Annotated in this window: 6 protein-coding genes and 3 pseudogenes; 3 read left to right on the forward strand and 6 right to left on the reverse strand. The window is 61.8% G+C overall.

Features of this window, described 5'->3' with window-relative positions:
• The 6 genes and pseudogenes from ACFQE0_RS08795 to ACFQE0_RS08830 form a co-directional block, all read right to left on the reverse strand.
• On the reverse strand, positions 1-2,235 hold the full coding sequence (locus ACFQE0_RS08795; protein WP_081948797.1) for a DDE-type integrase/transposase/recombinase: 2,235 nt from the start codon (positions 2,233-2,235) through the stop codon (positions 1-3).
• Entirely contained in the window at positions 2,232-2,864 is a 633-nt protein-coding gene (locus ACFQE0_RS08800; RefSeq protein WP_378968849.1) for a hypothetical protein, read from the reverse strand. The genes ACFQE0_RS08795 and ACFQE0_RS08800 overlap by 4 nt, the downstream gene beginning before the upstream one ends.
• 881 nt (positions 2,865-3,745) lie before the next feature.
• Entirely contained in the window at positions 3,746-4,324 is a 579-nt protein-coding gene (locus ACFQE0_RS08805) for an ABC transporter C-terminal domain-containing protein (RefSeq protein ID WP_139239580.1), read from the reverse strand.
• A 1,862-nt stretch (positions 4,325-6,186) separates the two neighbouring features.
• Positions 6,187-6,657, reverse strand: coding sequence for a hypothetical protein (locus ACFQE0_RS08810; protein WP_139239579.1), 471 nt, complete (start codon positions 6,655-6,657; stop codon positions 6,187-6,189).
• 237 nt (positions 6,658-6,894) lie between these two features.
• Positions 6,895-7,992, reverse strand: a pseudogene (locus ACFQE0_RS27655) (IS3 family transposase).
• Positions 7,993-8,070: 78 nt separating this feature from the next.
• Positions 8,071-9,112, reverse strand: a pseudogene (locus ACFQE0_RS08830) (IS3 family transposase); the annotation flags it as partial.
• Positions 9,113-9,784: 672 nt separating this feature from the next.
• Between ACFQE0_RS08830 and ACFQE0_RS08835 the strand changes: the two are divergent.
• From ACFQE0_RS08835 to ACFQE0_RS08845, 3 genes and pseudogenes are all read left to right on the forward strand, one after another.
• A pseudogene (locus ACFQE0_RS08835) lies at positions 9,785-11,198 on the forward strand (TAXI family TRAP transporter solute-binding subunit).
• A 170-nt stretch (positions 11,199-11,368) separates the two neighbouring features.
• Positions 11,369-12,274 carry a tyrosine-type recombinase/integrase gene (locus ACFQE0_RS08840; RefSeq protein WP_179696864.1) on the forward strand — a complete coding sequence of 302 codons (906 nt, stop codon included), beginning with the start codon at positions 11,369-11,371 and terminating at the stop codon, positions 12,272-12,274.
• Between the two features lie 4 nt (positions 12,275-12,278).
• Positions 12,279-13,472 (forward strand): IS91 family transposase, encoded by a 1,194-nt coding sequence (locus tag ACFQE0_RS08845; protein WP_043388075.1) that lies wholly within the window; start codon positions 12,279-12,281, stop codon positions 13,470-13,472.
• Positions 13,473-13,478: the final 6 nt, after the last annotated feature.

Genomic DNA, 13,478 nt, shown 5'->3' on the forward strand with positions numbered 1-13,478 from the left:
TCAATCCTCCTCACCGAGGAGATCGCTCATATCTATTTCATCGGCAGGCATGTCATCGTAGATATCGACGATGTCCTCATCATCCGTATTTATTGCATTTATATTTTCTTCGCAGACCGCCTGGCTTTTATCTTGCGCCGCCAATTGGCCGAACAGATCAAGCGCAGTGCCGTCACGAACCAGACGCGTCAAAGCATGTTTACATACGCCGTCGACCATCACGCCGGTAAATCGTGCAGCGGTAACTGCACCGCGAGATGAACCAAGCTTCGAGGCTTTGTCGGTTTTGATGCCCATGCATCCAATCGACCGGCGGAACAGCGCCGAAAATCCATCCTCATAGTCGATCTTCGATTGCGGATTCTTTTTCTTCTGGCGAAGAAGCGCCTGTACAACTTCGTCCTGCCAAACAGTCCTGCCGTGTGCTGCCGCTGCGGTACAGGGAACAGCAATCTCTGAGGGAGTATCAGTATTAGGAACGGACACGAATATAACGCCGACGTCTCGTAGTGAAATTCTGCCAATCAGCGGAGTCATAGAGTTTTTGCGAACTCCGAAATTACCCGACGTACGGCGGATGCTCTGAAGCTCCGGGGATTGATAATGCTTGTTGCGCCACTGTATCCCCTCCCGGCCAGCGTTCACCTTTACCTCAATGGAGGCAAGAACGTCTACGCGAGCTTGTTCATCAGGAGTCAGAAGCCTAGGCTTATAGTTTCGCAGACCTCGCAGCCAGCGTTGCTCCGGGGTTTCCCAATCAAGACCTCTTTGGGGTCTGCGAGCGTAAACAGTGATAAAATATTCGTGCAGAAGCGCAACGAAATCATCTAGTTCAATAGCCGCCTCCTTCGCGGGGTTTGCAGCACCCCTGTCACGAGGGCTTGATCCGGTTCTTCCTTTAAGCCAAGAGACGAAATCATTCTCGAGCGTTCCAAAAAATCGTTCAATGTATGGTTTATCGTCTGGAAATCTGGGTCGCGCCAGCTCGAAGCCAATTCCAACTCTGCGGAGAGATCTCGCCATCTGTCTGCCGACGTACTCCCGTGCGCGATCGAACCGGACCTTGGTAGGCTTGCCATGTGCGAGCAGTGAGCCGCTGATATGCGGGAAGCGTTGAGCCACGTAGGTCTTTTCCTGAACGCCATGAGCAATGCACATCAAAGAAGGCAGCAGACCAGTACCTTCGAAAGACGGGTAGAATCCAACGGGATAGCCCGAGTAAACGTCTATCGCTAAAGTTATGTCCAATCTGCCTAACGCCGATTTTGACAACATTTGCCCGAGTTCTGTGCTTCCTAAAATGGGGATGAGGTCGATCGAGTGATGGTCAAGCTCCCAATGCTGATTGATACGTGTTGGCCGGACGAGTTTTCCGACGGCACCGAATTCCAAGTCCGCCGCATGTTTACCCTTTGTAGCTGCAAGCCGTATCCATCCGTCGTAACGATTGAACTCTGAAGTCACAGTTGTTGTTCTTACTGGCGGTATTTGGAGACTCTCCTCCAAATTTATTTCTTTAATTTTGGTGTTTACTTGACCGCGGATAATACCTGGCCGCAAGGCATGAGGTAGAGTGTCGGCTTGTTCACGAATGATCGTGGCAATAAGGTCCAGCACACGTTGGGATATTTTACGGTTGTATGGACGTTGGTAGTTGCCGTGGACGTTCGCCATCGGAGAGCCCTTCTTAAGCTCCGATCTCTGCAACCAACGCAAAATGCTGCGGGCCGATCGCATGGCCGGTGGATGAACGTCCTTTGGTAGAGCAGCATCTACGATTTCGCGAACAATCAATGCATTCGTTTCGTTTCGCGCGAACCTCTCACCTCGTTCTTCGGCGTCTCGGATCCTGCGCGCAAACTCTTCGACATATAAATCCTTCAATCCTGCAACTTCTCGCGCTTTTTTAGGAAGCGCCTCAAATTTCTCGTCATGCCTATACGACTCAGGCTCTGCATTTAGTCCGGCGATGTTTTTTCTACCAGGCCTTTTTATTTCGCCGAGCGCAATTTTGTGAATATATTCGGTCGGCAGCAGCTCAATCAGCCGAGGAGGGCCGGTTTCGGATTTGAAAATAAGTGGCGCACACCCTTCATCTTTATGAAGGAAACTAAACGGCCTTCCTTCGTAGATAATGAAAGCCCCGACCTCAAGATCGTCAGGTACAATATGATCTATGGTGACCGGCTCGATTGAGTCTTCGCTGCTCAGGTCCGCTTCCATGACGTCCGTCATACCTCGTCCCTCCGTCTGCCGGTGAGGAAGACAAGGCTCTCGTCTCTAGGGATTTCGTGGAGATCGATCCCGAGGAGGCCCTCACTTACACGCGCCAGAACCGTCCCCCGCGGGTCCTCTGCTTCACGCAGAACAGCGGACGCGGCATCCAGCGTCGTGGCGTTTTCGGCTGCGATAATATGTTCCCGGAGGCGGCGCCAATCCCCCTCACTAATCGGACGTCCGCCATGTGAGACCAGTTCGTCCACTACCTCCGGTGCAGCCATGTTGGCGATATGAAGGTCTAAGACCAATTTCCATTGTAGGCCGCAGCGTGTGTAGGCTTGCCGCACGGCACGGAGGCGAGCGCGCACAAGTGCGGCTTTCTCCCATTTCCGGATGCCCGACTCGTCGTAGCGGTCGGCCGGTTTCGGTGGCCACAGATCACAAGCACGCTTATTCTCAAGTCGGAACCTTGTTCCACCTAAAATGCTTAGAAAGTCCGGAGTGTACTCGAAGGAATTGCCTTCGGTACCCGTAACGCGGATGGTTTCAGGCTGGGCGTAGAATGCGTCAACGGCGGAGTGAACGTCCATCAGCATGCTGCAACGCTCTTCGGTCACAGACTCGAAGACGGTGTGGTTCATCATCTTCCACGAGTAGAACCCGCCAACTTTCCTTGAGCCACCTTGAGTGATGATCCGCCGTACGGGTTCGCCAGTTGGATATCTGAATACCTCTACGCCCGGACCAAGGCTTTCCAGACTTTTTCGGGTCCAGATTTATGCAGTATTCTTTTGTCAGCGCTCCTAAATACACGAGGTTGAAACATGACATCTCCTCCGATAAACTAAACCTCTCCTTCTGCGATCGGCAGTTCAGTCGCTTGGCCCGATAAATATGCTTATTTCTACAGGGAAAATTTTTCGTCTACTGCTGCCAATCCACACTCAGCCGCGCGCCATCTGCTCGCCGTGCTGTGCCTGCTGCCGTTATTGCCCGCGCCCCGGAACGGCTTGAGGAACGGCTACGGACCAACACGACGCGAGCTCGATGCATGAGGGAGTCGATGACACCTCTTGGCGGGGGCCGGTCCGGCACCCACTTCGCCGCGCTCGATATCCAAGGTTGGGAGCCGGATGGACGGGCCTTCCAACCTGCTGAGCTGTTTGCCCGCGGAACACAGGGGCGCGTGCTGAAAGCCGTCGACCGCCCAGTACCGACCGATCCCACAGGGGAGAGGCTTGCCTTTGACGTCAAAAATGCCAAAGTCTCAGCGCTCGGCCCGTGCCTCTGCTTGCTACAGCGGCATGGTACCTGCAGAGTGTCGGTCGAAGTCCCTGCTTGCCACAGGGGCTTCGAAACAGACGAATCGAAAGTGTCTGGAGGTGCGAAGCTGGTTGCTAGCCTGAGATTCGCACCTGGAAGGCGCGGCCCAAAAGGCCGCGCCTTCGCTTTGCGCTATTGCGCACCACCTTTCCGGCGGCCTCCCGCTGTAAGCCGGTGAATTCATGCTTCCTCCGCTGCACAGTCATGCTGGCACGATTGCCAAACCTGGCGACTCGGAGTCAGTTGGCGCTCCTTTGATGGACCACCTCTGATCTACCCGACTAAATGACACGAGCTGAGACCGATGGAGAGCCGTCTTGCACTTCGCAAGCACGGATATCGAGACGGTCCCATCTTCAGCGAATCGAGAATTGATCTCCGCAGATGTGACGCTTGAAGGATACGCTGCTTCGATCATCTCGACGACCAGAAGCACGGCTTTTTGACGCGCTGGACACAGTTGGCGCGTCAATTCAGCCAGCTTGTCTCTATCAACCAACCGCTTCTTGTCAGTGGGTGCAGTCGTAGTATTTTTTCCCTTTATCGGCCGACTTCGCTGCTCAGAAGGACCACCTCGCATGTCGCCATTGATGGGTATGAGAGGTAAATGCCCTTGTCGCTCCTGATGTGGAACGGCCGCGGTCTCGAAAAATTCCATGGCTTCGAGCGTTCTCATACGCAGTACTGCGACTGCTCGCTTAGAAGCGATCTGCTGAACCTGCTGCTCCATGGCAGCGATTTCAGCCTCAAGCTGCTCAATCTCTCGACGTCGTTTCGACATCTGGGTTCGCTCCCTCAGGCGGAGACGAAGAGCAATCCTCGGCATTTTGTAGAGCATTGGACAGCGGTGGCAAGTGGCTTGGATGGACATGGACGATTGATCTCCGCTGCCCTCCAAAAGCTCCGGACACATTCGGATCGGCCCCGCTCCGGAACAATCAGCTGATTATCCGTACTCAAGGACGCGAGCTAGGACTTCAAAGCTGTCTTGGGTCCACAGTCCGATCTTGGATTCAAGGAACGTCGGACGGTTGTGCTTGGTGCGATTGGCTTCTCGATATCGAGAGTGACCAAGCCCTGGCATACAAGAGCAAGGATTGCATCGACTGGGTCGACTCGTGACGTCGAGATGCATGCGAGCAACTCCGCCAACTTGAGGCCATTCGGCGCAGCATCTAGCTTTCCTAAAATTCTCACTCTGTCTCCGATAGATACGATGCTCTTTCGAGTGGCCCATATTGCTCTTGCATTACTCGCTCTTGGCTCCCGCAGAATCGTCGATCTGCTGATTCTTATCTGGTCTTTCGCTTGGTTTGAGTCAGTGCTGTTGGTGTGGTCCCGAACGAGGGAAACACGCATCTGCCCGCCCAAAATGGTAACGATCAAGTTCAGCACTTCGTGGGGGAGCGGCTCGGACTCGGCTTCGAATGCTATCACAGACGGATCAAGGGATAGTTGGACAAGGGCATCACGGTGCCAGCGCTGATTATATCTGATCGGCCGCATGTTTTTTATCGATACAAAACTGTGACGACTCGCTTTCCGTCCAAATTCGTTCCTTAGTTCAGCTGGGGAGATTGGGTCCATCTTGATTGCCTCCATGCCTGCTCAGCTCGCACCGGCAACGCACGGATCGGCGAGACATTAACTCATCGCGGCGGCAATCATCGCGAGCCAGCTGCCATCATTAACATCCGACATCCGGCGGCATTGCCTCCGATCGGCCCCGAAATACCAGCATGGATACAGTATAGACAAAATGGCGCACCACCAAATGAACGCTTCTGGCGGATCTGTGAATCATGGGGATGCCCGTCACCGGTTGTTACTGTAACCGCTTGAGCCGTCTGATGTAATGAGCGACTTGTCCACGCTGCTCGGGATCGGTGCTATCGGAGGCGCAACGGGCAAATCGGAGTGGGAGCCCGCAGAATTTTTCGCTGCGCCTTCTCGGCCATCTTCTGGCGGATCCAGACCGAAGCAAGCGGCGCGCTGTGGGAGTCGAGCCTGGACCTTGGCGATGGACCGCCCAGCTCTCCATCTATTGAGCCCGCGCTTGCGTTTGGAAGCGGCTCCTCAGCCTCTCAGGAGTACGGCTCGCAAGGCGGCGCGGTTTCTCTCGACGGAACCAGCGGGCTCGCTCCGGAGAATGGGGCCAGTGGTTGCGAAATGACGGAGTTTGCAGCTGAAACCGAGACGATCGTTAGGCTCATGGCCGATCACTTGGTGGGTGTGCCACCACGGTGCGCGTGATCGCTGATGGCAAGGCCTCGCGACAGCCTTGATTGTGCCGGCGCAGGGTATGAGTGGCCGCTTGCGTTCCCGCTGCTCGATCAGCTTCCGGGCATGCTTAGGTAGGCTGTCGGCAATCGCGACCATGACAGCTACTTCTTCCGCGAGCACGTCTGGAGCAAGGACGCTCGGCCCGCGATCCCGCCGCCGAGGAATGAGTCTCCCGCCGCTTGCCCGAAATGACGCCTCAACGGCTGCAACCGGGTTGAGCAACTCTCAGCTCAACTGAAGGACCGACGTGCGGCGGCCAGCCGCTGGGGGAAGACGGCTACCAGCTTGGACGGTGCGTCCGTCTTCCCGTTGACCTCGAGACGTCGCGGGCGTTCGCGTGCGATCGACGACTGCGAGATGCTAACTTTCACCAGTAGTACTTCTGCTCATCTTGACATATTGGTGCTCTAACCAGCGGCGCATACTCGCAATCAATTCGGATTTTCGGCCACTTATAGCTGCGCGCGCAAGCATGTCGTCGAACACGATATCAAAAGCGTCCTTTCCCGCACCTCCTTCCGGCGAAATGGGTGCGCCGATATGCAACTCGAGAGTCAGCAAGAGGTCGACGAGATAGGCGATTTCGGGCGGTGGCCCTTCGCTGACCCATCGGCTCACGCTGCGAGTTGAACTGCCGACCTCCTCCGCGAATGCTGCATCCGTTCGCCCTAGCTCACGGAGGCGCGAACGGAATTCCGCGCCGGTCATATTCGTCAGATGACTCTTGGAACGCCCGACCACGCAGGTTCCTTCGATCGCAGGTGCATCGCAGCCACCTGCGAAGGTGCCTCGCTTGGAGCATAACATCATTCCTTCGTGGATGTTTGTCACTCCGCGTCGGCACTTGTGCGGGCTCGCTCGGGAGCTGGTGCAACGGCTCGCCTCCGCGCTCAGCTGGTATGAGGCTACGTGTGGGGCAAAGCCCGAGTGGGCGCAGCCAGCCAACTGGCGGATCAGTCGCGCGAGCTCGACGTCCCCCCATCGCTTTGGTCCGGCGTGAGTGCGAGTTTTCCGGTTTTGTGAGGGTCCCCCGGATTTTGGTCCGGCCGAAAGGTGAGCCTCCGGATCTCATTCGGCGGCCTGCAGGGCCGCCGCCAGGGCGAATTCCTGGGGTGTCAGCCACCCCAGGGCGGTGTGAGGACGGCTCTCGTTGTACTGCCGCCGCCACGTCTCGATCTTGCTCCTGGCGTCGGCCAACGACAAGAACCAGTTCGCGTTCAGGCACTCGTCGCGCAGGCGGCCGTTGAACGACTCGACCAGCGCGTTGTCGGTCGGCTTGCCAGGGCGCGAGAAGTCCAACGTGACGCCGTTCTCGTAGGCCCAGCGGTCGAGTGCTTTCGAGACGAACTCAGGCCCATTATCGACCTGGATCGCGCACGGTGCTCCGCGCAGCATTGCCAAGCGGGCGACGACCGCCACGACCTGCTCGCCCTTGTTGCCTTGGTCGACCTCAATCGCCAGGGCCTCGCGCGTGAACGCATCGACGACCGTCAGAGCCGCAGCCGGCGGCCATCGAACAGCGCGTCGGAGACGAAGTCCATCGACCAGCGTTCGTTCGGCCGGAGCGCGGCCGGCTGACGCTCACGGTGTGCCGCACTGACGTGCCGGCGGGGCCGCTTGAGCCGCAGGCTAAGGCCCTCATCCCTGTAGAGGCGGTGGACCCTTTTGTGATTCACCCGCCAACCTTCCCGGCGCAGCAGGATGTAGATCCTGAAGTAGCCGTAGCGCACCCGGCTCTTGGCCAGATCGCAGATGCGCATCCGCAGTGGTGCCTGATCGGGCTTGGTCGAGCGGTAGCGGACGCCCGACCGGCCGACGCCGAGCGCGGCGCAGCCGCGCCGCTCGCTCACCCCGTGCGCCTCCTGAACCTGGTGCACGAGTTCGCGTCGCCGAGCAGGCGTCAGAGCTTTTTGCGAGCACGTCCTGCAAGATGTGCTTGTCGAGGCTCAGATCGGCCACGAGTTGCTTGAGCTTGCGGTTCTCGTCCTCAAGCTGCTTCAGCCGCCTCGGCTCGCCTGTGCCCAAGCCGCCGTAGAGCTTCTTCCAGCGGTAAAACGTCTGCTCGGAGATGCCCATCCGACGCAGCACCTCCGCGACCGGTGTCCCGGTCTCGGCCTGCTTCAGCGCGAAGGCGATCTGCTCCTCGGTGAACCTGCTCTTCTTCACGGCTCTGCTCCTCCCCTCAGGGTCTCACAAAACCGGAAAACTCGCACTCACGCCGGACCAAAGCGATGGGGGGACGTCATCGGCTCGTGTCTGGAACGCGGTGCGCCAGACCAACTCGCTCTTCAGCGTCTTGAAGAACGTCTCGACCATCGCGTTGTCGAAGCAATTTCCCTTGCCAGACATCGAAATCACGATGCCATGTCCTCGTAGTTCTGCCTGATACTCGTTTGAACAGTACTGACTGTCGCGGTCGGAATGATGGAGCAGATCTGATCCAGGCTGCCGGACGACGAGGGCTCGTCGCAGCGCGGTCAGCGCGAGTTCCTTGTGGAGACGGTCGCTCGCCGCCCAGCCCACGACCCGCCGAGAGTACAAGTCGAGGACCACCGCCAGGTACAGCCAACCCTCCCGCGTCCAGATGTAGGAGATATCGCTTCCCCACTTCCGATCCGGCCCGGCCGCCATGAAGTCCTGGTCGAGGTGGTTGGGCGCGATCGGGAAGGCGTGGCCGCTGTCCGTCGTGCGCCGGAAGCGGCGCGGCTGGCGAGCCTTGAGCCCGTTCTCCCGCATCAGCCGGGCCACGCGCCTTCTGCCTGCCGCCAAACCCTGCTCACGCAACTCGTGGGTCATGCGCGGGCTGCCGTACGTCTCGTGCGAGAGCGTGAACGCGGATCGGACGTGGGCAAGCAGCACGAGGTCCTCGCGCTGCCGCGTCGAGGCCGGACGACTCTTCCAGGCAAAGTAGCCGCTCGGACTGACATCGAGAACCTTGCACAGGCGCGCGACAGGGAAGTCCTTCTTCGCCGCGTCGATGAGGCGGAACCTCATCGACTTCCCTCCTTGGCGAAAAAAGCCGTGGCCCGCTTCAGGATCTCCCGCTCCTGGCGCAGCACCTCGTTCTCGCGCCGCAGACGCTTGGCTCGGCGGCCATGTCCTCCTGCCGATCGGCCGGTGGGTTGTCCATCTCCCGCTCGCGTCGACCGTCGATCCAGTTGCGCAGCGTCGAGAGCCCGACACCGAGATCGGCGGCGACCTCGCGGCGGGACCGCCCGCTCGTCTGGGCCAATCGCACCGCCTCAGCACGAAACTCAGGGGTAAAGGTCTGCTTCCGGTCTGCCATCGGACCCCTCCTCCTTCAGGAAAAGAGCTCTCCACTTTCTCGAGGCAAGTCCAGATACCCTCATGTGTGCCTGTAGTCCGCCGCTACGATGGAGCGGGGCTCGGCCTCGCGAGCGCCATCTAGCCAGCCTATGCAGGGCGCCCAGCAGGAGGATCTATGGGTTACATCATCGCTGGCGCCAACCTCGCCAACACCGAGAAGCCGAGCGTCGTCCATCAGGCCGAGACAGCCACCGAGGCGCTTCAAAGAGTCCAGGAGCCGAGGGAGACGGCTACCACGTGCGCACATCCACCGCTGAGGGCGAGGACCTATCGATAGCCACCCTGGCAGCCAGCATCGTGCTTGATGAGGCTTGATGAGGCACGCGAAAAAGCCCGCGCCGGCGAGCCGGGGGTCCGAGAGAGGGAAAGCGCTTCCAAGCGTCCTCGATAGCGCTGAACCGGATCGCCGCTGAGTACCTTTTTGGACATCCTGAAACGCGAAAACGGTGCCCCAGCCGAACGTCGACGGCGAGATTACCGGCTGAGCGGGCAGCCCCCCACATGCTCGCACGCGTCCAAGCAGGAGCGGCCGATTGCTCGGCGGCCTACTCCTCGCCCACTCGAAAACAGGCATCACGTCGCCCACCTGGGCAACACTATCTGGCAGGGCCGCGGCGGGCGAGGAGCGTGCGTGCGTAAGTTGGCATTTCCGGTTGGCCGGGAAGCATGGCTTCTTCTCGGTCTGGCGTTCCTTGTCGTCCTCGGGATCGCCGCCGCGCTCCACCTGATGCGGCCTACGGCGCTGACCATCGCGGTCGCCCCGAAAGGCGGCCCCGAGCCGGCCCTGTTACGGGCCTACGCCGACGAACTCGCCCGCAGGAAGCTCGGCATCCGGCTGACGGTGTCGGCTTTCGACGGGGTGCGCGAGAGTGCAGAGGCGCTCAAGACCGAAGGCCGACCTCGCGGTAGTCCGTCCGGACGTCTCGATGCCGGGGAACGGCCTTACCCTAGCCGTCTTGCGAAGGCTGGCGGCGTTCGTTGTCGCCCCCGCGCAATCCGGTATCAAGGATTTCCCGGATTTGGCGGCCAGGCGACTAGGCGTGCTGTCGAACAGGACCGCCGATAGGGCGCTGGTCGGCACCTTGGTCGCCCATTACGAAATGGAGCTTCTGACCGGCGCTCCAGGCGGCCCCCTACCGCAGAAGGCTGTCGCCCTCGTGCCGGTAGAGGAGACCGATGTGGCGGCCGCGCTTGGGGACGGCCGTATCGACGCGATGGTGCTGTTGACGACGCCTACGTCCTCGGCCGCGCGGCGGGTTGTCGGGCTGGTTCGAGAGGCGAGCGCCGATGGCGAGGTCGCACTGTTCGGCGTACCCGACACCGCCGCGGTGCTGGCGCGCTGGCCGCGCGTGCAGCCGGTCACAGTGCCGGCCGCCCTGTTCGGCGGCCATCCGCGCCTTCCGGCGGAGGACGTGGCGACAGTCGGCTCGTCTTACCGCCTGATGGCGCGGGCCGACCTGTCGCGCAGCCTCGCCGCGGAGGTGACGCAGCACCTGTTCGAGATGCGCGCGGCCCTAGCCGAGACCGTCCCGGCAGCGGAAGACGTCAGCCATCCGGATTATGAGGATACGGCGGACGCTACCAGCGCCCGCTTGCCCATCCACCCAGGCGCCATCGACTACTACGAACGCGAGCAGGAGACCTTCATCGAGCGCTACGAGAGCTGGATCTACCTCGTGGCCATCCTGGGTGGCGGCCTGGGCTCGACGGCGGCCTGGGTGAGGCAGCGCCTCGGGCGCATCCGCCGGGAGAGGATCGAAGTGGCCACCGCGCGGCTGCTGGAGCTCCGGTCCGACGCACGCCGCGAGACCGACCCCGAGCGCCTGGAGAACATGGCCGGTGAGGTGGAAGACCTCGCGGGCAGCATAGCGCGCCACGCACTAAACAGGCCAACCGAGGCGCGGACGCTAGGCGCCGCCACGCTGGCCATCGACGCGGCCCGCTCGACGATCCGGCGCGCTATCGTTCGTGAGGGATACCCCTCGCTAAATGACCAAGCCTCACCCCTCGACGTCTGCTTCCAGGATACAAGCAAGAATGGCTGAATGACCGGGATGGTCGCGAAGCAGACGGCCGGAGTTGGCCGAAGAACGAACCCGCTGCGCGGGAGGGTGCGTGTGGTGAGGGCGCGGTAGGGTCGGGACCGTCGCGCATCGTTTGAGGCCCGTCGGAGGCGGGTCGAGCATCGAGGCTCCTTCATCCGAGGAGCCCCACGATGCACGATCTTCTCCCCGCCAGCGCGGTCAGCCCCCTGCGCCAGCGCCTGATCGACGACATGAGCCTGCGCCGGTTCTCGCACGAGACCCAGCGCAACTACATCCGCGACGTCGGCCGCCTCGCCACCTTCCTCGGGCGCCGGCCCGACACGGCCACCGCGCAGGACCTGCGCCGCTTCCAGGTCGAGCAGCGCGAGGCCGGCGTGCCGGTGCCGACCCTCAACGCCATCGTCTCGGCATTGCGCTTCTTCTTCACCCACACCCTCGACCGGCCCGACCTCGCGCGCCAGCTCGTCCGGCTCGCCTATCCGCGCACGCTGCCGGTGGTGCTCAGCCGCGACGAGGTCACCCGGCTGCTCGACGCCACCACCTGCCTCAAGCATCAGGCTGCTCTGTCGGTGGCCTATGGCGCCGGCCTGCGCGTGGCCGAGGTCGCAGCGCTCAAAGTCATCGACATCGACAGCGCGCGCATGCTCATCCGGGTCGAGCGCGGCAAGGGCGGACGATACCGCAACGCGCTGCTCCCGGCGGACCTGCTCACCCTGCTGCGCCAGTGGTGGAAGGTCGGACGCCAGCAGGGCGTCATGCAGCGTGACGGCTGGCTGTTCCCGGGCCAGCATCCGATGAAGCCGATCAGCACCCGCCACCTCCACCGCATCGTGGTCGAGGCGGCCCGGGCGGCCGATATCGCCAAGCGGGTCGGCCCGCACACCCTGCGCCACAGCTTCGCCACCCACCTCTTGGAGGACGGCATCGACATCCGGGTGATCCAGGTCTTGCTCGGGCACGCCAAGCTGGAGAACACGGCGTTCTACACCAAGGTCGCCACCCGCACGGTACGCACCGTGACCAGTCCGCTGGACAAGCTGGGTCTGTTCAAGACGGGAGAGATCGCGCCCGGCTGAGACGGTGCGCGCCGCGATCGAGGTCGCCGACGTCTTCCGCGCTGCTGGGCCGGCCTACCGGGCGGCCCAGGCCGGCCACCTGAGCCTGCGGCAGCTCAAGGTCATGGCGGCGATCGAGCACTGCCGCACCGCCGCGCTCGGCGGCCACGTCGAGGGCTGCGGCGACTGCGGCCACCGGCGGATCGCCTACAACTCCTGCCGCAACCGGCACTGCCCCAAATGCCAAGGGGCGGCGGCCCGCACATGGCTGGCCGAGCGCGAGGCCGACCTGCTGCCGGTGGGCTACTTCCACGTCGTGTTCACCCTGCCGACGCAGGTCGCCGACATCGCCCTCCAGAACAAGGCCGCCGTCTACGACCTGCTGTTCCGCGCGGCGTCGGAGACGATGCTGACCATCGCTGCCGATCCCAGGCACCTCGGCGCCCGCATCGGCCTGACCGCCGTGCTGCACACCTGGGGCTCGGCGCTGACGCATCATCCCCACGTCCACATGATCGTGCCCGGCGGCGGCCTCTCGCCTGATGGTGCACGGTGGGTGTCGTCGCGGCCGGCCTTCCTCCTGCCGGTGCGGGTGCTGGGCAAGCTGTTCCGCCGCCTGTTCCTGGTCGGGCTGAGCGCGCTGCACGCGGCCGGACGGCTCGTCTTCTTTGGCGGCCTAGCGCCCCTGGCCGAGCGCCGCGCCTTCCTGCGCCATCTGTCCCCGGCCCGGACGAAGCGCTGGGTCGTCTACGCCAAAGCCCCGTTCGCCGGTCCCGCGGCGGTGCTGGCCTACCTGTCGCGCTACACCCACCGTGTGGCGATCTCGAACAGCCGGCTGATGAGCTTCGATGAGGCCGGCGTCACCTTCCGCATCAAGGACTACCGTCGCGACGGGCCTGAGCGCTACGGCACCCTGACGCTGGGCCCGCACGAGTTTATCCGGCGCTTCCTGCTGCACGTCCTACCCAAGGGCTTCCACCGCATCCGCCACTACGGTCTGCTCGCCAGCGCCGGCCGCCGGGCCAACCTCACCCGTATCCGAGCGCTGCTCGCCGTCCCGCCGCCGGTCATCCCGCCCGAGCCCACGGCGCCGCCCGACTGGCGCTCACCCTGCCGGTGCTGCGGCGGCCGCATGACGGTCGTCGAGACCTTCGGCCGCTTCCTGCAACCGCGCGGTCCGCCGACCGCGTCCGCCCTGACCGGGATGAGAGCACCGTGACCCGGC

Source organism: Methylobacterium komagatae, assembly GCF_042661665.1.
GTDB classification, from domain to species: Bacteria; Pseudomonadota; Alphaproteobacteria; order Rhizobiales; family Beijerinckiaceae; genus Methylobacterium; species Methylobacterium komagatae.

Excerpts from the sequence above, each read along its gene's own strand:
- ACFQE0_RS08795 (WP_081948797.1), bottom strand. The coding sequence starts at position 2,235 with ATGACGGACGTCATGGAAGCGGACCTGAGCAGCGAAGACTCAATCGAG.
- ACFQE0_RS08800 (WP_378968849.1), bottom strand. The coding sequence starts at position 2,864 with ATGATGAACCACACCGTCTTCGAGTCTGTGACCGAAGAGCGTTGCAGC.
- ACFQE0_RS08840 (WP_179696864.1), top strand. The coding sequence starts at position 11,369 with ATGCACGATCTTCTCCCCGCCAGCGCGGTCAGCCCCCTGCGCCAGCGC.
- ACFQE0_RS08805 (WP_139239580.1), bottom strand. The coding sequence starts at position 4,324 with ATGTCGAAACGACGTCGAGAGATTGAGCAGCTTGAGGCTGAAATCGCT.